23 protein-coding genes and 1 pseudogene are annotated in these 19,111 nt (G+C 67.9%); 10 read left to right on the forward strand and 14 right to left on the reverse strand.

Going from position 1 to position 19,111, the window contains the following annotated elements:
* Positions 1–813: 813 nt before the first annotated feature.
* Positions 814–1,881, reverse strand: a complete 1,068-nt coding sequence (locus tag VF106_RS01940; protein ID WP_330837778.1) for a hypothetical protein — start codon at positions 1,879–1,881, stop codon at positions 814–816.
* Complete coding sequence (locus tag VF106_RS01945; protein WP_330837798.1) at positions 1,881–2,381, reverse strand: SigE family RNA polymerase sigma factor; 501 nt, start codon at positions 2,379–2,381, stop codon at positions 1,881–1,883. Before VF106_RS01945 ends, VF106_RS01940 begins: the two co-directional genes overlap by 1 nt.
* Before the next feature lie 90 nt (positions 2,382–2,471).
* Here VF106_RS01945 and cpt point away from each other — a divergent pair, with 90 nt between their 5' ends.
* Positions 2,472–2,999, forward strand: coding sequence for a chloramphenicol phosphotransferase CPT (gene cpt, locus VF106_RS01950; RefSeq protein ID WP_330837779.1), 528 nt, complete (start codon positions 2,472–2,474; stop codon positions 2,997–2,999).
* On the opposite strand, the gene VF106_RS01955 is transcribed toward cpt, so the two are convergent.
* From VF106_RS01955 to VF106_RS01970, 4 genes are read right to left on the reverse strand one after another with little or no spacing between them, the layout of a single operon-like run.
* Positions 2,996–3,487: a TetR/AcrR family transcriptional regulator gene (locus tag VF106_RS01955; protein WP_330837780.1), complete on the reverse strand. Its 492-nt coding sequence runs from the start codon at positions 3,485–3,487 to the stop codon at positions 2,996–2,998. The two genes, cpt and VF106_RS01955, sit on opposite strands and share 4 nt — an antisense overlap.
* The gene (locus VF106_RS01960) at positions 3,484–3,912 is read right to left on the reverse strand and encodes an SRPBCC family protein (RefSeq protein ID WP_330837781.1); all 429 of its coding nucleotides are present in this window, start codon (positions 3,910–3,912) and stop codon (positions 3,484–3,486) included. The genes VF106_RS01955 and VF106_RS01960 overlap by 4 nt, the downstream gene beginning before the upstream one ends.
* A gap of 49 nt (positions 3,913–3,961) precedes the next feature.
* Complete coding sequence (locus VF106_RS01965) at positions 3,962–4,828, reverse strand: LLM class flavin-dependent oxidoreductase (RefSeq protein ID WP_330837782.1); 867 nt, start codon at positions 4,826–4,828, stop codon at positions 3,962–3,964.
* Positions 4,825–5,661: an NAD(P)-dependent oxidoreductase gene (locus VF106_RS01970; RefSeq protein ID WP_330837783.1), complete on the reverse strand. Its 837-nt coding sequence runs from the start codon at positions 5,659–5,661 to the stop codon at positions 4,825–4,827. The genes VF106_RS01965 and VF106_RS01970 overlap by 4 nt, the downstream gene beginning before the upstream one ends.
* A gap of 79 nt (positions 5,662–5,740) precedes the next feature.
* On the opposite strand from VF106_RS01970, the gene VF106_RS01975 reads away from it, so the two are divergent.
* Genes VF106_RS01975 through VF106_RS01985 form a run of 3 tightly spaced genes read left to right on the forward strand, consistent with a single transcriptional unit; the run spans position 5,741 to position 7,168 of the window.
* A complete protein-coding gene (locus tag VF106_RS01975; RefSeq protein WP_330837784.1) occupies positions 5,741–6,085 on the forward strand; it encodes a winged helix-turn-helix transcriptional regulator in 345 nt (114 codons plus the stop codon).
* Positions 6,086–6,087: 2 nt separating this feature from the next.
* Positions 6,088–6,699, forward strand: a complete 612-nt coding sequence (locus VF106_RS01980; RefSeq protein WP_330837785.1) for an acid phosphatase — start codon at positions 6,088–6,090, stop codon at positions 6,697–6,699.
* Positions 6,692–7,168, forward strand: coding sequence for a GNAT family N-acetyltransferase (locus tag VF106_RS01985; RefSeq protein WP_330837786.1), 477 nt, complete (start codon positions 6,692–6,694; stop codon positions 7,166–7,168). Before VF106_RS01980 ends, VF106_RS01985 begins: the two co-directional genes overlap by 8 nt.
* 391 nt (positions 7,169–7,559) lie before the next feature.
* Here the strand turns inward: VF106_RS01985 and VF106_RS01990 are convergent, their stop codons facing one another.
* The 3 genes and pseudogenes from VF106_RS01990 to VF106_RS01995 form a co-directional block, all read right to left on the reverse strand.
* Positions 7,560–7,733, reverse strand: a complete 174-nt coding sequence (locus VF106_RS01990; protein WP_524535842.1) for a hypothetical protein — start codon at positions 7,731–7,733, stop codon at positions 7,560–7,562.
* Positions 7,727–7,828, reverse strand: a pseudogene (locus VF106_RS51150) (trypsin); the annotation flags it as partial. The pseudogene VF106_RS51150 and the gene VF106_RS01990, both read right to left, overlap by 7 nt.
* A 74-nt stretch (positions 7,829–7,902) precedes the next feature.
* Positions 7,903–8,301, reverse strand: a complete 399-nt coding sequence (locus VF106_RS01995; RefSeq protein WP_330837787.1) for a hypothetical protein — start codon at positions 8,299–8,301, stop codon at positions 7,903–7,905.
* A 97-nt stretch (positions 8,302–8,398) separates the two neighbouring features.
* Here VF106_RS01995 and VF106_RS02000 point away from each other — a divergent pair, with 97 nt between their 5' ends.
* Together VF106_RS02000 and VF106_RS02005 are read left to right on the forward strand one after the other, a co-directional pair.
* Positions 8,399–9,334 (forward strand): diacylglycerol/lipid kinase family protein, encoded by a 936-nt coding sequence (locus tag VF106_RS02000; protein WP_330837788.1) that lies wholly within the window; start codon positions 8,399–8,401, stop codon positions 9,332–9,334.
* A gap of 239 nt (positions 9,335–9,573) precedes the next feature.
* Positions 9,574–9,831 carry a WhiB family transcriptional regulator gene (locus VF106_RS02005; protein WP_330837789.1) on the forward strand — a complete coding sequence of 86 codons (258 nt, stop codon included), beginning with the start codon at positions 9,574–9,576 and terminating at the stop codon, positions 9,829–9,831.
* A gap of 185 nt (positions 9,832–10,016) precedes the next feature.
* Here the strand turns inward: VF106_RS02005 and VF106_RS02010 are convergent, their stop codons facing one another.
* The 5 genes from VF106_RS02010 to VF106_RS02030 form a co-directional block, all read right to left on the reverse strand.
* Positions 10,017–11,507: a sensor histidine kinase gene (locus VF106_RS02010; protein ID WP_330837790.1), complete on the reverse strand. Its 1,491-nt coding sequence runs from the start codon at positions 11,505–11,507 to the stop codon at positions 10,017–10,019.
* Between the two features lie 6 nt (positions 11,508–11,513).
* Positions 11,514–11,807 carry a mycothiol system anti-sigma-R factor gene (gene rsrA, locus VF106_RS02015; RefSeq protein WP_330837791.1) on the reverse strand — a complete coding sequence of 98 codons (294 nt, stop codon included), beginning with the start codon at positions 11,805–11,807 and terminating at the stop codon, positions 11,514–11,516.
* Complete coding sequence (locus VF106_RS02020) at positions 11,804–12,460, reverse strand: sigma-70 family RNA polymerase sigma factor (RefSeq protein WP_330837799.1); 657 nt, start codon at positions 12,458–12,460, stop codon at positions 11,804–11,806. The genes rsrA and VF106_RS02020 overlap by 4 nt, the downstream gene beginning before the upstream one ends.
* A gap of 90 nt (positions 12,461–12,550) precedes the next feature.
* Positions 12,551–13,162, reverse strand: a complete 612-nt coding sequence (locus VF106_RS02025) for an alpha/beta hydrolase family protein (protein WP_330837792.1) — start codon at positions 13,160–13,162, stop codon at positions 12,551–12,553.
* Positions 13,163–13,576: 414 nt separating this feature from the next.
* A complete protein-coding gene (locus VF106_RS02030; protein ID WP_330837793.1) occupies positions 13,577–14,335 on the reverse strand; it encodes an SOS response-associated peptidase in 759 nt (252 codons plus the stop codon).
* Between the two features lie 82 nt (positions 14,336–14,417).
* On the opposite strand from VF106_RS02030, the gene aroA reads away from it, so the two are divergent.
* The 4 genes from aroA to VF106_RS02050 form a co-directional block, all read left to right on the forward strand.
* Positions 14,418–15,677 carry a 3-phosphoshikimate 1-carboxyvinyltransferase gene (gene aroA, locus VF106_RS02035; protein WP_330837794.1) on the forward strand — a complete coding sequence of 420 codons (1,260 nt, stop codon included), beginning with the start codon at positions 14,418–14,420 and terminating at the stop codon, positions 15,675–15,677.
* A 148-nt stretch (positions 15,678–15,825) separates the two neighbouring features.
* On the forward strand, positions 15,826–16,851 hold the full coding sequence (rsgA, locus tag VF106_RS02040) for a ribosome small subunit-dependent GTPase A (protein WP_330837795.1): 1,026 nt from the start codon (positions 15,826–15,828) through the stop codon (positions 16,849–16,851).
* Positions 16,852–17,012: 161 nt separating this feature from the next.
* Positions 17,013–17,846 (forward strand): SCO4651 family lipoprotein, encoded by an 834-nt coding sequence (locus tag VF106_RS02045; RefSeq protein WP_330837796.1) that lies wholly within the window; start codon positions 17,013–17,015, stop codon positions 17,844–17,846.
* A gap of 75 nt (positions 17,847–17,921) precedes the next feature.
* On the forward strand, positions 17,922–19,111 hold a 1,190-nt coding region (locus VF106_RS02050), incomplete at its 3' end, for an IS30 family transposase (RefSeq protein WP_330837797.1).

Consider the following 19,111-nt stretch of genomic DNA (forward strand, 5'->3'; position numbering starts at 1 on the left):
GCAGCATGCGACAGCGCTCTTACGAAAATTGTTGCCCGAACCAATGAGCCGCAGGATCTGTGCGTATCCGTCGGTACGGGCGATTTCATATCTCAATGGCTTCAACGCTTGTACCGTCGCGCAGAACTAACGAATAGCGCATACCCAAGGATTAGAAATCTGATATTCAAGCACATCTCACATGAGCTAATAGACAAACTCTCTCATGCGGGCGTACTAGCCCCCGAATTTGGCGATCGACTCTCCGCTAACATGCGCGGAATAATCGACGATCCAGTAATAAGACAACGAGGCGTACGGGTCGAATTGCAAGAATGGTGTACTCTTCCACCGTTTCACGGGTACCTGTACGGCGAAGACATAATAATTGGGCTATGGTCCGTGGACTCAGGTGGCCGCTTGCATGTGCAAACGCCCGTGACACATTTGCAGGGCAAGATATACAGAGATCAGCTCTATGCAATTCGCAAGTCCTTTGATGAAACCCAGAAGGCGACCTGAACATGACGACCATGCATCACTGCGGCGAAATTTCGACGACCACGTATCCACGAGGCCTTCCTACCATCCACACACCTTCAATCCAGCGAACGAAAGCCATGTGACCGGCGCCCCAAGAGAGCGTCTGACGGCCTAGGAACGGCTTGAACTGATCGATAGGCCAAGTAACAGCAGGCCAGAACCTGTTCTTGGTAAGATCGACAAGATCTTCTGGGAGACCAAGCAGGGCTGAGGTCTACCCACGAAAACGACGCTGACCAGCGGAGACAACGTCCGCCGATCAGCGTCTTTTTCGTGGTCGAGTGCGCGGACTCAGTTGGGCAGGACGAGACGGTTGGCGATGTCGTACAGGTCCGCCAGCGGCACCTTGCCCGCGACGGCGACCGGGGCGCCGTCGACCGCGTTGAGGACCCACAGCCTGACGTAGCCGTTCTCGTCGACGTAGCGGGTCTCGTGGCCCTGGACGGGCTCGCCCGTCGTGCCGGTCGGGTGGTTCGGGTCAGCGACGTTGACGTGGATCGACGGCATGGTGTCGCACGTGCCCAGCGAGTAGCTCGTGTTGGCGGACGTGCTTCCGCCAGCGACCGGCGCCGTTTCGAAGCCCTTCTCGACGTCGAAGGCGCACATCCGCATCCCGGCCGGCAGCTCTCCCAGCCCGAAGGCCGGCGTGACGGTCGTCGTGCCGGGGAAGCGGATGTTCTCCGCGATCTTCCTGCCGTTGTCGATCAGCTGCTGTGCGGGCACCGTGCTGCCGGACTGTGGGTCGGCGGACACGCCCACGTACATCGTGCCGCCGTCGGGGTGCTTCACATACAGCTCGTAGCCGCCCGGGCCATCGGAGACCGAGCTCTCGACAGCGGGCTGTCCGTTGATGGTGAGTGCGCTGCCCGGGCCGGACTTGAACGCGGCCTCGTCCACCTCCACCATCTTGAACTGCTGGACGTCGACGTCGATGACCTGACCGTTGGCCGTGACGGTGAGCATGTACTCACCGCCGTACAGCGGCGTGTCGTCCTCGCGGTCGGCGCCGCCGACGTTGATTCGGCGCGCCAGGTAGTCGACCTCACCAGCCGGCAGCCAGTCCAGGGAGAAGGGCATCAGCAAGTCCCCGGGGGCCGGCTCGGTCGTGGCCGAGACCTGGACCTTCTCGGGAGGGGCGGCGGCCTGGGTCCTGTCCTCGGACGCTGGCCGGTTCAGCGCCACGACCGTGACCGCTGCGAGGGTCAGCACGGCCACGCCGGCGGCGACCGCGAGCGGTCGGCTCAGCACCGGGCGCCTGCGGTCGATGCGCTTCCGCGCGGCCGCGAGCACCGGCTCCGGGTCGGGCGCGACGTGTTCGTGCTCGGTGAAGGTTTCCGTGATCAGCTTCTCGATGTCCATCAGCTCTCCTTGGCCTGGGCCATCTGCTCGATGGTCAGGCCGTTTCGCAATGTCGTCAGTGCCTTGTGGGCGTGGGCGCGCACGGTGGCCTGGGCACACCCGAGCAGTTCGGCGATCTCGGAGTCGGCCAACTGCTCGTAGTACCGCAGCACCAACACGGCCCGCTGGCGCCGGGGCAGCCGCGCGATGCGCTGCCACATGTCCTCGCGGATCGCGTGTTCCGAAGCGAAGTCGTCCGGCCGCACCTCGTCGGGAAGGTCACCAGCGGCGATCAGGCGCGCCGCCCTGCTATGTCGCCAGGACAGGTAGCCGTTGGTGACCATTCGCAGGACATAGCGCTCCGGATGGTCCGTGTCGCTGATCCGGGACCAGCGACGGTAGGCCTTGACCAGCACGTCCTGCACCAGATCAGCGGCCTGTTCTCGCTCGCCGGTGAGCATCGTCGCGTAGCGGAGTAACCGCGGCAGCTGCCCCCGGACGAAGTTCTCGTAGTCAGCCATCACTACTAAAGACTGTGCCCGAAGAGGATCTGTTTACCGCCGTGGTTGGACAGTTTCACGCTCCCGGCGTCCACTCTCTACTGTGGCGCGGTGGCTCAGGTGATCGTGCTCAACGGTGGTTCCAGCTCTGGCAAGTCCGGGATCGCCCGGTGCCTGCAGGCGGTGCTGCCGCGTCCGTGGTTGACCATGGCGATCGACTCGCTCATCGAGGCGATGCCGCCGGCCATGGAGGGTTCGGACGCCGGGATCGAGGTCGCCGCGGGTGGCGAGGTGAGCATCGGGGCGGAGTTCCGGGCGCTGGAGGCGGCCTGGATGGAGGGCGTCGCCGCGATGGTTCGGGCCGGTGCGCCGGTCATCGTCGACGACGTCTTCCTCGGTGGCGCCGCGTCGCAGGAGCGGTGGCGGAAGGCGCTTGTCGGGCTGGACGTGCTCTGGGTCGGCGTGCGCTGCGAGAGCGCGGTCGCTTCGGCGCGTGAACTGGGGCGCGGGGATCGGGCGCGGGGCATGGCCGCGGCGCAGGCGGAGATGGTCCACCATGACGTGATCTACGACCTGGAAGTCGACACGACGCACACCGAGGCGCTGACGTGCGCACGGGTCATCGCCGCCCGGGTCTAGACGAACGGGGTCAGCGCCGCTCGCCACGTCTGGTCCAGGTCCGCGTCCGGTGGGAAGCGGCCCGCCAACTCCAGGTCGATCAGCCCGTGCGCGAGGGCCCACAGTGCCCGCGCCCGGTGCTCGTCCCCACCCGCGGCCGCCACCAGCGGGGCAGCGGCCGCGGCCTCCACCTCCGCCGGGATCACGTCTCGACGCAGTGGGCGGCGGGTCGCCAGCTCGTACAGGCCCGGCCGGGCCAGCGCCCACCGCCGGTACGCGGCCGTGATCGCGAACAGATCCGTGCCGGCGGGCTCGAGTGCCACCGCCATGTCCCGCAGCGCCCGCTCCTGAAGGCCGGCTTCGATGTCGTTCTTGCTCGACACGTGCTTGTACAGCGACGGCGCGCGGATGCCTATCTCCTGCGCCACCCGGCGCATCGTCAGCGCCGCCGGGCCTTCCGCCTCAAGGAGGGATTCCGCGACGTCGAGGATCTCCTCCCTGCGGGTCATGCCGGAGCGACCTCGGCGCGCAGAGCCTCGTTCATCGCGCGGAAACCGTCCTCCGTCTTCGCCAGCGTCGACGCCATCAGCGGGACCAGCACGCCGGTGAACGTCTCCTCGTGCGTCAGGCGGGTGCCGCCCTCGATCGCTTCGAGGGTGAACGAGTGACGACCGTCGAACAGGCCCGGCACGAGGAAGCGGCCCAGCCACTCCAGGCGGTGGTTCTCCTCGACGGCCGTCACGGTCGGGCGGAACGTCATCCCCTTGCCGCCCGGCGGGGTGATCCGGACAGTCAGCTTCTCGCCAACCGCGAGCATGCCCTCCAGCGATGGCATGAACGGGTTCCAGCTCGCGAACGACGCGGTGTCGGTCAGCCGGGCCCACACGACCTCGACGGGGGCGGCGATCTCGGTGGTGACGGTGATCCGGCGCATTGTTCCTCCTGTTGTGGCTAACGCTGTTAGCCACATTAGGCTAACAACGTTAGCCGCGCAAGCCTGGGATCACCTCCTCGGCCAACTTCTCGAACTCGGCCAACTGCTCGGCGACCCACGGCCAGCACACCACGAAGTCGTCGATGCCGGCCGCCGACAGCCGCTCCACCAGCTCGGTCAGCGAAACACCCGAGGTCAGCGCGTCGGTCGTGTCCCACAGCAGGAACTGCCGCCGCAGCGTCGCGGGATCCCGGCCGGCCGCAAGACACAGCTCGTCGAGGCGGTCGTTCTGCTCACGAGTACGGGCCACGATGTCGGCGACGGGCGCCCCGACCTGGCCGTTCGTGTTCCACACGTCCCCGTGCGACACGGCGACCTTCAGCATCGTGGGCGCCTGTCCGCCGACGACGATCGGCGGGCGGCGCACCGGACCCGGCGCCGTCGGCAGGTCGCGCACCGAGTACCACTCGCCCTCGAACGTGTACGGCTTACCAAGGGACCGCATCACTCCGTCCACAATGGACACGTACTCGGCGAACCGCCGCACCCGCTCCTTTGCCGGCCACAGTGGCGAACCGACCGCGTGATGGTCCATCTCGAACACACCCGCGCCCATGCCCAGTTCCAGCCGGCCGCCGGACAGCTGGTCGACGGTCATGGCCTGCTTCGCCAGCAAGCCAGGGGCACGCAGGATCGGGTTGTTCACCAGCGGACCGATCGCCACCCGCGACGTCACGACCGCGGCCGCCGCCAGCAGGCTCCAGCCGTCGAGGAACGGGCCGTCCGGGGCGCGGAAGTCCCCGATGTGGTCCGCGATGTACGCCTGGTCGAACCCCAACTCCTCGATTCTTCTGAACCGCGCCAACATCTCGTCGGCCGGCACGTCCTGCATGAGGATGACCCCGAACCTCCTCACGACAGCAACTCGATCACGCTCGCGAAGTCGTCGCTGCCGTGTCCCTGCTCGACGCGGCGGCGCATCAGCGAGAACAGTGGGTCGGACAGCTCGGTGCTCACGCCGAGAGAGCGGCTGACCTCGCCGATCCCGGCGTTCGCGACCTGCATGGCCAGGTCGGACTCCTTCGCCATGTAGTCGCCGGAGTCGATCTGGCCAGCCATGTCCATCAGAGCCGGGAACATCGCGTTCAGCCACGGGACCAGCAGCGACTCGGTGAACTCGACGACCGGTACTCCCTCGGCACGCACCAGTGCCGCCGCGTGCACGAAGCCGCCAAGCATGCCGTACATGCCGGTGAGCATCGCCAGGTCGTTGAGGGCGGCGAGCCCTGGTGCGGCACCGAGGAAGCGGGCGGCGCCGAACGCCCCGAGCACCTCTTCGACCCGCTGGAACGCGGACTCGTCCCCGCTGTACAGCACGGTTGCCGCCGGTGTGCCGATCAGCGAAGGGATCGCCATGATGCCGCCGTCGAGGTAGTCCGCCCCGCGTTCGGTCACCAGCGCGAACAGCTTCACGGCCTCCGCCGGCGTGTTGGTGGTCAGGTTGACGACGGTGCGGCCCGCGAGGTCGACACCGTCGAGCACGTCGGTGACCGACGCGAAGTCCAGCAGACACAGGATCACGAGATCACTGGCGGCGAACGCCTCGGCGGCGGTGGCCGCGTGGGTGACGGCCAGGTCGCCGGCACGGCCGGGTGTGCGGTTCCAGACGGTCGTGGGGTAGCCGCGAGCCACCAGTGCGGCGGCGAGCGCGCGGCCCATCTTGCCGAGTCCGATAACGGTTGTTGTCACGTCCCGAAACCCTCGTGGTTGCCCTACGATTGGGCAAGTACCTACCTTGAAGTCAGGTACTCACCGAAAGGTAAGTCTTATGCCGGCACATGGCCCATACACGTGCGGACTTGACGCAGCGCTCGACATCGTGGGCGGCAAGTGGAAGTCGCTGATCCTGTGGGCGCTGTCGGACCGCAGCCCGCTGCGGTTCGGCGAACTGCGGCGCGAGGTCGTCGGCATCACCGAGAAGATGCTGATCCAGCAGCTAAGACAGCTGGAAGCGGACGGTCTGGTGCACCGCGAGGTGTACCGGGAGGTGCCGCCGCGGGTGGAGTACTCGGTGACCGAGTTCGGCCGCACGCTCACCAAGGCGCTGGCACCACTCGGCGACTGGGGTGAGCGGCACATGGAGCGGATCGCCAACCGGCACGAGACAATTTGACAATGCCAGGACACCTGTACGTGCTCCGCCACGGCGAGACCGAATGGTCGCTCAGCGGGCAGCACACCGGACGTACCGACATTCCCTTGACCGCCAACGGCGAGAAGCGCGCCACGGATGCCGGCGCCATGCTCGCGGGGCTGCGTGGGGACAAACCGCTCGCGCTGGTGCTGTCGTCACCGCGTACCCGGGCGGTGCGCACGGCGTCACTGGCCGGCCTCACGATCTCGGAGACCACGGAGGACCTGGCCGAGTGGGACTACGGTGAGTACGAGGGCCTGACGACACCACAGATCCGTGAAAACGTGCCGGGTTGGACGGTGTGGACCCACCCGTGCCCGGGCGGCGAAACTGCGGAGCAGGTGGGCACCCGAGCCGCGAAGGTCGTGTCCCGAGTACGAGCGGCACTCCCCGACGGCGACGTGATCCTGGTGGGGCACGGGCATTTCAGCCGCGTACTGGTGGCCACCTGGCTGGGCCGCCCACCTGCCGCCGGTGTCCACTTCGCACTGGACGCCGCCGCGATCTCGGAACTGGGCGACGAACGCGGCGTGCCCCAGATCCGCCGACTGAACGTTCCCCCGTTACCAGAGCGAGGTTTTCCGCATGCCTGAGATCCGCCGCATCCGCCCGTCCGATGTGGACATAGTGGTAGAGCTGGTACACGAGCTCGCCGCACACGAAAAGGCACCAAAGGAGTGCCACCTGACGGCCGCACAACTGCACGACGTGCTGTTCCGCTCCGCGCCGGCACTCTACGGTCATGTGGCCACAGTGGACGACCGGGTGGTGGGCTATGCCCTGTGGTTCCTGAACTTCTCCACGTGGCGCGGCACGCACGGCATTTATCTCGAGGACCTGTATGTACGCCCGGAGCACCGCGGGTCGGGCCTGGGCAAGGCGCTGCTGACCGAACTGGCCGCGGAGTGCGTACGCAAGGGCTACGCTCGCCTGGAATGGGCCGTACTGGAGTGGCTGACCCCGTCGATCGAGTTCTACAAGTCCCTCGGTGCGATCCCCATGGAAGAGTGGAAACCGTTCCGCCTCACGGACGACCCGCTCCGCGTGCTGGGCAGCAGCTGAGTTATCCACAACCCACCGAGTTGTCCACAGCCAAGATCCACTTCAGCCCGACTGTCACCCCCTACCGGTAGACTGGCACGGCGGGACGCCCCCGGGATCGGGTGGGGGTTGGGCAACGCGCGCGCGTGAAGTGAATGCAACACGGGTTTGTTGGGACATCACGGTTTCCGCATGTCCTAGCGCATCCTCGAGACGTTGAGCCGAGATCTACCGAGATGCGTGCACGGGCGGGCAAAGCCCGCTTCGCGGGCGGCAGCGCCCCGCCCAGCGTCCTCGGGCCACCGGCGGTGTCTCGAAAGACGCTTTCGGGTCATTGAGCGTCAGCAACGGGTCTTTCGGGACATCGGCGGTGTCCCGAACGCGTCTTTCGGGACGGGTGTGGGGGCGATTCCTAAACTCCCGCTATTCCGGCGATCCAGTCGCTGTAGGCCGTGATGTTGCCGTATGCGGTGAGGTCCTGACGGTTGCTCGTGGAGGCCACGCCCACCTGCACGTAGCTGCCATCCGGGGCCGTCGCGTACATCGGCCGCCCGAGTCGCCGCCTGCGGTGATGCCGTCGATGCACGTCGGTGTGATGATCGTTGCTGAGCAGTTCTCGCGGCCATTGACGAACAGGCGTGCCGCCCACGGTGCGGACGTCGCGTTACCGCCGTCGATGATTTGCCGGGCTCAGGTCAGGGATGACAAACACCCCATCAGGGGTCACTCGTTCAGGGGCGATCCACTACCCGCCGTTAGTCTGGATCTTCGACTTTGAGGTCCATTGCCCACTCGCGCCCGGCGGTGTTGAGCAGCAGGTACAGAACCAGCAGGCACAGCGCGGCGACCGGGATGCCGTACTCGGGTCGGCTCGAAGGGACGGTCGCGTACCCGGCGATCCCCAGCAGCAGGAGCTGGATGAGCACAGCGGGACTGCGTGCGCCGCGTTTTCCGAGCACGAGCGCCGTTCCCAAACCGATCACCGCGGCCGCCATGAGTGCGAAGAACCCGGCCATACCGTAGCGGTCGGCGGAGGTCAGGACACCCGGCTCGACCAGCAGCACGACGGCGTACGCGATACCGGCGAGCCCCTGCGCGCCGACCAGGGCGCCAGCGGCGCGAACGGTCCTCGGGGTGTCGGGGTCGAGCTGCACGCTGTGGCCTTCCACGGGCGGGGACGGACAGACCCCCGAATCCTAGTGAGCGTTCGGTGGGCAACATCCCTGGCCCGCGCACAGCTACGCTGCGGTAGTGCGTGCTGTGCTGGTGGTGAACCCCAAGGCGACCGCGACTACCGCGGCCGGTCGGGACGTGCTGGCCCATGCGCTGGCCAGTGAGGTCAAACTGGACGTCATCGAGACCGACTACCGCGGTCACGCCATGGCGGCGGCCGCCCAGGCCATGGTGGACGGCGCCGACCTCGTGGTCGCCCACGGCGGCGACGGAACCGTGAACGAGGTGGTCAACGGCCTGCTCGCGAGCGGACCGGGCAGCTCTGTGCCCATGCTCGGGATCGTGCCGGGCGGGTCCGCCAACGTGTTCGCGCGGTCGCTCGGCGTGCCGCGTGACCCCGTGGACGCCACGCACCAACTGCTGCACGCGATCGAGGACGGCAAGCGGCGCCGCGTCGGGCTGGGTCGCGTCGAGTCCGGGGCGGCCGGTGAGGCACCGCGGTGGTTCACGTTCAGCGCCGGTGTCGGCTGGGACGCGGACGTCGTGGCCGAAGTGGACCGAAAGCGCGGCAAGAAGGCGAGCCCCGCGCTCTACATGCGGGTGGCCGTGAAGCAGTACCTCAAGCCGGCGCACGGCCAGCCCCGGCTGACCGTCGAGATTCCTGACGAGGAGCCGGTTTCCGATCTACGGCTGGTGTTCGTGTCCAACACGGACCCGTGGACCTATCTCGGCTCCCGCCCGATCCATCTGAACCGCGGGACGGGCTTCGACGGCGGGCTCGGCGTGTTTGCCTTGCACAGCCTGGCATTACCGACCGTGTTGCGACACCTCCGTCAGGCGATCAGCCAAAAAGGTCAGACCCGCGGACGGAAACTGGTCCGCCGTGATGATGTCCCCAGCCTGCGCATCACCAGCGAGACACCGATCCGCGTGCAGTGTGACGGAGACCTCATTGGGGAGCGGACCTGCGTGGAAATTTCTTCCATCAGGTATGCCCTGACTGTCGTCGGGTAGCCCTTTCTAAGGTCCGACGAAGTCGACTGATGGCGGTGAACAGTGAGACGCACTCGTGATCTAATTGTAACTCTCTGCAGCGACAAGCCTCTGACGTCGCACTTTCGCGTGAGTTCATGCACTCGCTGATGAAGAGGTCTTGACATATCGCTGGTTCGTGAAAGCATTCACAAGCACCCCAACGACCGGTTGACGACTAGAGGCGCACCGGAACGCGCCCAAGCGAGGAGCAAGAAGAAATGGACTGGCGCCACAACGCGGCCTGCCGTGACGAGGACCCGGAGCTGTTCTTCCCCGTGGGGACCAGCGGTCCTGCCATCCTGCAGGTCGCCCAGGCGAAGGCCGTTTGCCATCGCTGCACCGTCGCTTCCGACTGCCTGACCTGGGCGCTGCAGAGCGGTCAGGACGCGGGCGTCTGGGGCGGGATGAGTGAGGACGAGCGTCGCGCGCTCAAGCGCCGCAACGCGGCACGTGTCCGCACGCGCAGCAACATCTGACGAGCGAAGAAGAGCCGCCGAGGCCCGGTACCCCGCAGGTACCGGGCCTTTGTGCTCCCAGACCGCGTGTCCAACCGCAGAGACCCGCGTGTCCAACCGGATGGACCGGCGAGTTCAACAAACCGGCTGACCGCTCGGTAAGCGTGTTTGTTGAACTCAGGGGTCCATATTGTTGGACACGCGGGTTAGCGGCGGTGGGACAGTGGGACTCTCAGTGAGGCTTCTGTGCCGCTCTTTTGCCTGCGACGCAAGGAAAGTGAGCCGCGCAGTTCCGACTCGACGAGGGTGCGGACGATTTGTAGGCCAAGACCGTTCGAGCGCTCCAGGGAGAAGCCGCGCGGGAGGCCACGACCGTCGTCGGTGACCAGTACGTCCAGCCAGCGGGCCGAGCGTTCCGCGGACACGATCACCTCGCCGCTCGCGCCGGGCGGGTAAGCGTGTTCCACCGCGTTCTGGACCAGTTCCGTCAGCACCATCACCAGTGGCGTCGCCACTTCCGCTGCCACCACGCCGAATGTGCCGGTGCGGCGCACCCGCACATGGTTCTCCGCGACCGCGACGTCGCCGACGACCGGGATTACCTTGTCCACCAAGGAGTTCAGGTCCACACGCTCGTCCACCGACGTCGAGAGCGCCTCGTGCACCATCGCGATCGCGGCCACGCGGCGGACCGACTCGCCCAGCGCCGCGCGGGCCTCCTCGCTCGCGGTGCGGCGGGACTGCAGTCGCAGCAACGCGGCCACGGTCTGCAGGTTGTTCTTCACGCGGTGATGGATCTCGCGGATCGTCGCGTCCTTCGACATGAGCGCGCGGTCGCGGCGGCGGACTTCCGTCACGTCGCGAACCAGCACCAGCGCCCCCGCCGCCTTGCCGCCCGGACGCAGCGGCAGCGCACGGAACAACACCGCGGCGCCACGGCCCGACTCGGCCTCGGCACGCATCGACGGCTGACCGTCGAGCGCCGCCAGGATCCGCTGGGCGATCTCGGTCGCGTCGAACGGGTCCGCGATCAGGCCGCGGGTCAGCGGCGCGAGGCGCACGCCGACGAGTTCGGCGGCGTGACCCATGCGGTGGTACGCCGACTGGGCGTTCGGGGACGCGAACACCACGGCGCCCGTCGGGTCCAGACGGATCATCCCGTCACCCACACGAGGCGACGTATGCACATCCGGGGCAGGTTCCGAGGTGGGAAAACTACCGTCGGCGATCATCTGGCACAGGTCGGCGGCAATGCCCAGGTACGCGATCTCCAGCGACGACGGCACCCGCGGCACGGCCAGGTCGGTCTCCCGCGACAGCACCCCGATGACGCGGTCGTCGTAGGTGATCGGGATCGTCTCCCGACGCACCGGCACGCCCAGGTACCAGGACGGGTCCTCCTCACGGCACACCCGGCGGTCGAGGATCGCGCGACGTAGCTGCGGGTGTTCGTCGACACCCACACGGGTACCCACGACGTCCTCTGGATGGGCGGTCGGTGCGGTTGTGGCGCGGGCCTGGGCCACGCACAGGAACTCGTCCAGGGCTGGGCCTTCGCCGACCGGCACCCACATCAGCAGGTCGGCGAAGGAGAGGTCGGACAGCAGCTGCCATTCGGCGACCACCATCTGCAGGTGGTCGACCTCACCACCGGAGAGCTTCGTGTGCTCGGCGAGCAGGTCAGAAAGCGTTGACAAGATGCGTCACGAGATGTCGTACCTCTCCTGCACGGTCACGCCGTGCTCCACGACGGTCTTCCTGATCTCGGCGCGAAGACGCTCCTTCAGCGAGTCCGGCGCGTGCTCACCGCCGCACTTGCGGGCCAGGAGCACCTTCAGGTGCTCGTCGATGCCGTACTGCTCGAGGCACGGGCTGCACTCGTCGAGGTGCTGCTCCAGTAGCCGGCGACGCCGCTCGTCGCATTCGTGGTCGAGAAACAGCCACACCTCGGAAAGCACCTCCGAGCAGTCGGTCTCATGGTGTTCACCGCAGCTCATGATCCGGTCACCTCACGGTCCGTGGACCGCAGGAACCCGCGGTCACGAGCGACCCCTGCCAGCAGGTCGCGGAGCTGCCGCCGGCCACGGTGCAGCCGAGACATCACAGTGCCGATCGGCGTGTGCATTATCTCCGCGATCTCCTTGTATGCGAAGCCTTCGACGTCAGCAAGATATACCGCCAGCCGGAAATCCTCCGGCAGCTGCTGTAAGGCTTCTTTGACGTCGTTGTCCGGCAGACGGTCCATCGCCTCGATCTCGGCGGACCGCAACCCGGTCGACGTGTGCGACTCGGCCTGGGCGAGCTGCCAGTCCGTGATCTCCTCGGTGGGCGACTGCTGCGGCTGCCGCTGCCTCTTCCGGTACCCGTTGATGTAGGTGTTGGTGAGGATGCGGTACAGCCACGCCTTGAGGTTGGTGCCGGCCGAGAACGACTCGAACGCGGCGTATGCCTTGAGGTAGGTCTCCTGGACCAGGTCCTCGGCGTCGGCCGGGTTGCGCGTCATACGCAGCGCGGCGGAGTACAGCTGGTCGAGCATCGGCATGGCGTCACGCTCGAAGCGCTCCGCCCGTTCCTGCTCGGTCTCAGCCTGAGGGGTTGGCTGGGTTTCGGTGCTCGGCACCGTGCTCCCTTCCAGTAGGAACGGTCCCATCACCAAGTCGGCATGGGTCCTCTGAGAGGATACGCGGCGAGTCTTGGTCAGCACGCCTGTGTCAACACCGGGTTCGCCCAGGTCATTCCCTCAATCAAGAGGCCGCAGGATGCGTCCCAGCCACTCCTCGACCGTTCGTGAGATGGCCTTCACGTCCTTCTTCAGGGAGTGGTCACCAGGGAGAACGACGATCTCACGGTGATGAGCGTGGCCCGGCATGCCGAACGGGTCGGACTCTCCCTGCACCACCAACGTGGGCACGGTCACGGCGTCAAGTTCTGACATACGGGACTTTTCCGGCCTGCCGGGCGGATGCACCGGAAAAGCGAGACACAACACAGCCACGGCCTGCCCGTCGGCGGCGGTGCGGCAGGCCACGCGCGCCCCGGACGAGCGGCCACCGAACACCAGCGGCAGATCGTGGAACCACTCCGCCGACAGTTCCTCGGCCACGGCGAGCCAGGCCGTGTCGAGCTGGTTGGCGGGAGCGGGCGCGCGCCGGCCCGCGACCCGGTAGGGCTGCTCGACCAGCGCGACGTGCACACCAGCCGCGGCCGCACCTCGCGTCGCGGCGACCAGGTCGGGCGCGAGAACGCCGCCGCCGGCGCCGTGCCCGAGCAGCAGCCCGGCCCGGCCTTCCGGAGCACAGTGCAGCTCCGCACGGGCCGGCCCATGCGGGGTGTCGATGGTCCGCTTACTCATCGCGAACCACCGTGCTTGACCATCCAGGCGCGACTCAGCCGCACGAAAGGCGGCTCGGACGGCCAACGCGCCTGACCCTCCTGCACGCGGGGCTGCTCGGGCGCAGCGAACCACCGTGCCGAGCGGTTATCCGGCTCTCCGGATGGCCGCCCGCCCCCTGTGTGAACAGAGGTGAGCGGGTGATCGTTCGCCACGGGCGTCGGGGTCGAAGGTGCCCGGTCCTCCCAGGCACGACGCGGCTCCGCGCGGGTCGGCCCGTGCGGAGTATCGACAGCCCGCGTCGTCCGCGCGGGCCGGGCAGCTGCCCGGCTCCGCGACACACGGTTCAACACCACACGCACCACCCCATGCGCAGTATCGAACATCGGCTTCGTCGTCGCAGCCCCGCGCGGGCCGCGGAGACGTCAGGCGGCGTCATCTCGGGTTGTCGAACAGTGTCAGGTCGGCCTTCTCCTCGTCGCGTTCCAGCAGCTCAGGGCCGTTGTTGCGGACATTGTTGACCTTGGTGGACACCGGCCGCAGCTCCAGGGACTCGACCAGGTCGAGCGGCGGCGGTGTGCCGAGTAACTCGCCGACCTCGGCGCTGTCCGGGTCCAGCCAGGCCGCCCACTGGTCCGGTGTCATGAGCAGCGGCATCCGGTCGTGGATGTTCGCGAGCTGTCCGATCGCGTCGGTGGTCAGCACGGCGGCGCTCACCACCGGTGGGGCGTCCTGCTGCGACGGGTCGCGCCACACCGACCACAGGCCGGCCATCGCGATGCTGTGGCCGTCCGGCCTGGTCATGAAGAACGGCTGCTTGACCTTGCCGTCGCGCCGCCACTCGTACCAGCCGTCGGCGGGGATCAGGCATCGCTGCTTGGCGACCGAGGTACGGAACGCCGAGGTCGTGGCGGCTTTCTCGGACCGGGCGTTGATCATCCGGGAGCCGATGGACATGTCCTTCGCCCACACCGGGATCAGACCCCAGCGCATGACCCGCAGGCTGCGCACGGTCGTCGACGGGTCCGGCTCGCCGTCCTCGTCACGTGGGTGCCGCTGCACGACCGCCACCACGTTCTTGGTCGGCGCGACGTTGTAGTCCGTGGCCGGCGCCTGGTCGTCCGTGGCGTCGAGCGCGTCGAACTCCGCGGCCAGCGTGGCCGGGTCCTTCGTGGCGGCATATCTCCCGCACACCTTCGATCACCTCCACCGACGATCGTCGCAGACCCCACCGACAGTCTGCACCGCCTGGCGTGCTGTGCGGGATCATCGACGTATGAACCAGCCATGGGCCGCACCGTTCGCCACGGGTCCCGTCCACGCCACCGTGGCCGTGCCCGGCTCGAAGTCGATCACCAACCGGGCGTTGCTGCTCGCCGCGTTGAGTGACGGCGGCGGCACACTGACCGGTGCGCTACGCAGCCGTGACAGCCAGCTGATGTGCGACGCGCTGCGTGCGCTCGGCGTGCCGGTGACCGACGACGGCGACCAGGTCGTGGTGGGTGCGCACGCCGGGTTGCGCGGTCCGGCGCTGGTGGACTGCGGGCTCGCGGGCACGGTGATGCGGTTCGTGCCGCCGGCAGCGGCCATCGCGGACGGTGAGGTGCGGTTCGACGGCGACCCGCGTGCCAGGGAGCGGCCCATGAGCACGGTGCTCGACGCGCTGCGGGCGCTCGGCGCGGTCATCGACGGCGACGGCCTGCCGTTCACGCTGCACGGCAAGGGCCGGGTGGCCGGTGGCACGGTCACGATCGACGCCTCGGCGTCCTCCCAGTTCGTGTCGGGACTGCTGCTGGCCGGCGCCCGGTACGACGCCGGCCTCACCGTGCAGCACGTCGGCAAGCCCGTCCCCTCGCTGCCGCACATCGACATGACCGTGCGGATGCTGCGGGAGGCCGGTGTGACCGTGGCCGACGACGAGCCGAACACGTGGCATGTCGAACCGGGACCGATCGCGTACCGCGACTGGGTGGTGGAGCCGGACCTGTCGAACGCGACCCCGTTCCTCGCGGCGGCGGCGGCTACCGGCGGTTCCGTGACCGTGCCCGGCTGGCCGACCGACACCACACAGCCGGGTGACGTGTTCCGGGAGATCGCGACCCGCATGGGCTGCACGGTCGAGCGCGACGGGAGCGGGCTGACCGTCACCGGCCCCGACCAGCTGAGCGGCATCGACTTCGACCTGCACGACGTTGGGGAGCTGACCCCGACCGTCGCCGCGCTGGCCGTGCTGGCGGACGGGCCGAGCGTCCTGCGGGGCATCGCGCACCTGCGGGGCCACGAGACCGACCGGCTCGCCGCGCTGGCCGCCGAGATCAACGCGCTCGGCGGGCACGCGACCGAGACCGAGGACGGCCTCGAGATCACGCCGAAACCCCTGCATGCCGGCCTGTGGAAGGCCTACGAGGACCACCGCATGGCGACCGCGGGCGCGATCGTCGGCCTCATGGTGCCGGGCGTGGAGGTCGACGACATCGGCACGACGTCGAAGACGTTGCCGGACTTCCCCGCGATGTGGGCGGGGATGTTGCAGTGAGCGGAGCTTGCGGAGCGAACCCTCAACAACCAGGATGCCGCCGAGCGCGCGGAGGGCGCCGGTGGAGCGGAGCCTGCGGAGCCGTGAGCGGAGCTTGCGGAGCGAACCATCAAGCGCTGCGGCGCCACGGAGCGGGATCGGCGGCGTCGTGAGCAAAGGCGGCCGGAGGTCGGACTGGGACCGCCTGGACGAGTCGGACGTCCGGGTGCGACCGGGGAAGGGGTCCCGGCCGCGCAGCAAGCGCAGGCCAGAACACACGGACGCGCGCGCGGCGATGGTCACCGGGGTGGACCGGGGCCGATGGACGTGTGCGCTGGACGGCAAACCGGACCAGCAGGTCGTCGCGATGCGGGCGCGGGAGCTGGGCCGCACGCCGATCGTCGTGGGCGATCTCGTCGATCTGGTCGGGGACACGTCGGGCCGGCCGGACACGCTCGCGCGGGTCGTGCGGGTGGCCGACCGGTCGAGCGTCCTGCGCCGCACCGCTGACGACAACGACGCGTACGAGCGGGTCGTGGTCGCGAACGCCCAGCAGTTGCTGATCGTGTGCTCGCTGGCCGATCCCCCGCCACGCACGGGTTTCATCGACCGGTGTCTGGTGGCCGCGTTCGCGGGTGGCCTGAAGCCCGTGCTGTGCCTGACGAAGTCGGACCTCGCGTCGCCGGACCCGGTGGTGGCGGCCTACACGGAGCTGGACCTGCCCATGCTCGTGACCCGCAGCGACGAGGAGCCGGACGAGGTGCGTGAGCGGCTGGCCAACCAGGTGTCCGCGCTGGTCGGGCACTCGGGGGTGGGCAAGTCGACGCTGGTGAACAAGCTGGTGCCGGACGCAGATCGCGCGGTGAGCGCGGTGAGCGCGGTCGGCAAGGGCCGGCACACCTCGACGGCGGCGGTCGCGCTGCCGCTGCCCGGCGGTGGCTGGGTGGTGGACACGCCGGGGATCCGCTCGTTCGGGCTCGCGCACGTGGAGCCGGGCGACATCGTGGCGGCATTCCCGGAGTTCGTCGAGCCGGCGGAGGAGTGCCCGTCCAACTGCGGGCACCTCGGCCCGCCGGAGGACCCGGACTGCATGCTCGACGTGGTCACCGAGGAAGGTCAGGCCACGCCCGGGAGGCTGGAGTCGTTGCGGCGGCTTCTCGCGTCCCGGGCACGGCTGGACGAGTACAGCGCCTGAACCAAAACCGACCACCCTCCGTGATCATTTACGGGCTCAGGCTGGACGCAGACACTGTCGTGAACCTCCTTTCCGTGCTGTTCGTCCACCATTTCGACCCCGTGTGTCCGGTTACTCCGACCGGGTTACGCTGTGCTCACACTTACTGAGGGAGAACACCTATGCGCAAGGCAGGCGTCGCCCTGTCCGCGTTCGCGTTGGCACTGACGCTGGGCGCGTGTGGCGACAACACCACCAACGGCACCCCGTCCACCGGCTCGAACACCGGTGCCGACGCGCCGGCGGCGGCGGCGAACGTCGCCGACCTGGCCAAGTCGATCAGTGACCAGGCGGTCGAGAAGACTTCCGCCCACATGAAGATGACGGGCGACTTCGGCGGCGAGACGATCGAGGGTGAGGGCGACGTCTCGTTCGACGCGGCCAACCCGGCGATGTCGATGGACCTGACTACGTCCGAGGGCAACATGTCGATGGTGCTCCTTGACGGGATCGTCTACATCAAGATGCCGGATGGTCAGGAGCTGGAGCCGGGCAAGCCGTGGCTCAAGGTCGACTCGAACAGCGACAGCCCGTTCGCCGAGGTGTTCGGCCAGCTGAGCGATCAGCTGAGCGAGAGCGCGGACCCGCGGTCGGCGCTCGAGCAGTTCAAGGAGACCGGCGAGATCACCGACACCAAGGAAGAGAAGCTCGAGGGCAAGCAGACCACGCACTACACGATCACCGTGGACGTGCAGAAGCTGGCCGACTCGCAGGAGGACCCGACGCAGAAGGCGGCTCTCGAGACGGCCATCGAGGCGGGTCTGAAGGACTTCCCGGTCGACGTGTGGATCGACGAGGACCAGCTGCCGGTCCGGATCTCGTTCGACATGCCGGCGCCGGACGGTCAGGGCGGCACCGCCACGGCCAAGATGCAGGTCGACTACACCGGATGGGGCGAGCCGGTCGACATCGCCGCTCCGCCTGCCGACCAGGTCACGGAGTTCCCGACTTCCTGACGCCTTACGTGAAACGCCCCCGCCGGAAATCTTGGGTTCTAGTGATTGTTGCAACACCCCAGTTCAAGGGGTGCGATGGACTACGAGGTCCGGGCTGACCGTAAGCCGCAGGGACGGAAGAAGCTGATCCGGGAACGGGCTGCATACTTCCAGCTCATGCAGCAGGGCTACAGCAACAGAGAGGCATGCCGGATCGTGGGTATCAACCCGCGTACCGGCAAGGTGTGGCGCAACGGACGTCACGCCCATAAGGGCCTGTCGAAGGCGTGTCCTCCGATTCATCGGGAGTCGTTTTCGGCAGGCCCTGGCCGCTATCTGTGTGAGTCCGAGCGCGTTCATATCGCCGACCGGCGTCGGGAGAAGGCCACGATCCGGCAGATCGCGATCGAGCTGGGCCGCAGCCCTTCCACCGTCAGTCGGGAACTGCGTCGCAACGCTCATCCCGACAGCGGCGACTATCGTCCGCACGCGGCCCAGTCCCGCGCGGACGCACGACGTCCTCGCCCCAAGACCAGCAAGATCGCCACCGAGCCTGAGCTGCGTCAGGCCATCCAGGACGGCCTGGACCGCAAGTGGAGTCCGGAGCAGGTCGTGCGACGCTTGCGTCGGGACTTTCCTGACCGCCCGGAGATGCACGTGGTTCACGAGACGATCTACCAGGCGCTCTATGTCCAAGGCCGCGGCGAACTACGCCGTGAGCTGACCCGGGCCTTGCGTACCGGCCGCGCCATGCGCCGGCCCCGTCGCCAAGCCCAGCAGCGCACACCCCGCATGGCCGCCCCGATGGTCATGATCAGCGAACGTCCCGCCGAAGCGTTGGATCGGGCGGTGCCCGGTCACTGGGAAGGCGATCTGATCATCGGTAAGGACAACCGTTCTGCCATCGGCACCCTGGTCGAGCGCGCCACCCGCTACGTGATGCTGGTGCACCTGCCGATCGGCCGCACACCCGACCTGGTCCGTGACGCCCTCATCGACACCATCGGGTGCCTGCCCGCACACCTGCGCCGATCACTGACCTGGGACCAAGGCAGCGAGATGCACCTCCACCACGAGTTCAGCCTGGCCACCGACATCCCGGTCTACTTCTGCGACCCGCACTCGCCCTGGCAACGCGGCAGCAACGAGAACACCAACGGCCTGCTGCGCCAGTACTTCCCCAAGAGCACCGACCTGTCCGTTCACGGCCGCGACCACCTCGACACCGTCGCCGCCGAACTCAACGGCCGCCCACGCAAAACGCTCGGCTGGGACACCCCAGCCGA

Origin of the sequence: Actinophytocola sp., from assembly GCF_036378875.1 — a bacterium.
Classification (GTDB): Bacteria; Actinomycetota; Actinomycetes; order Mycobacteriales; family Pseudonocardiaceae; genus Actinophytocola.

Bases quoted from the DNA above. Each gene is read 5' to 3' on its own strand.
- VF106_RS01940 (WP_330837778.1), bottom strand. From the start codon at position 1,881: ATGGACATCGAGAAGCTGATCACGGAAACCTTCACCGAGCACGAACAC.
- VF106_RS01945 (WP_330837798.1), bottom strand. From the start codon at position 2,381: ATGGCTGACTACGAGAACTTCGTCCGGGGGCAGCTGCCGCGGTTACTC.
- VF106_RS01955 (WP_330837780.1), bottom strand. From the start codon at position 3,487: ATGACCCGCAGGGAGGAGATCCTCGACGTCGCGGAATCCCTCCTTGAG.
- VF106_RS01960 (WP_330837781.1), bottom strand. From the start codon at position 3,912: ATGCGCCGGATCACCGTCACCACCGAGATCGCCGCCCCCGTCGAGGTC.
- VF106_RS01975 (WP_330837784.1), top strand. From the start codon at position 5,741: ATGCCGGCACATGGCCCATACACGTGCGGACTTGACGCAGCGCTCGAC.
- VF106_RS01980 (WP_330837785.1), top strand. From the start codon at position 6,088: ATGCCAGGACACCTGTACGTGCTCCGCCACGGCGAGACCGAATGGTCG.
- VF106_RS01985 (WP_330837786.1), top strand. From the start codon at position 6,692: ATGCCTGAGATCCGCCGCATCCGCCCGTCCGATGTGGACATAGTGGTA.
- VF106_RS02005 (WP_330837789.1), top strand. From the start codon at position 9,574: ATGGACTGGCGCCACAACGCGGCCTGCCGTGACGAGGACCCGGAGCTG.
- rsrA (WP_330837791.1), bottom strand. From the start codon at position 11,807: ATGAGCTGCGGTGAACACCATGAGACCGACTGCTCGGAGGTGCTTTCC.
- VF106_RS02020 (WP_330837799.1), bottom strand. From the start codon at position 12,460: ATGGGACCGTTCCTACTGGAAGGGAGCACGGTGCCGAGCACCGAAACC.
- VF106_RS02025 (WP_330837792.1), bottom strand. From the start codon at position 13,162: ATGAGTAAGCGGACCATCGACACCCCGCATGGGCCGGCCCGTGCGGAG.
- aroA (WP_330837794.1), top strand. From the start codon at position 14,418: ATGAACCAGCCATGGGCCGCACCGTTCGCCACGGGTCCCGTCCACGCC.
- VF106_RS02045 (WP_330837796.1), top strand. From the start codon at position 17,013: ATGCGCAAGGCAGGCGTCGCCCTGTCCGCGTTCGCGTTGGCACTGACG.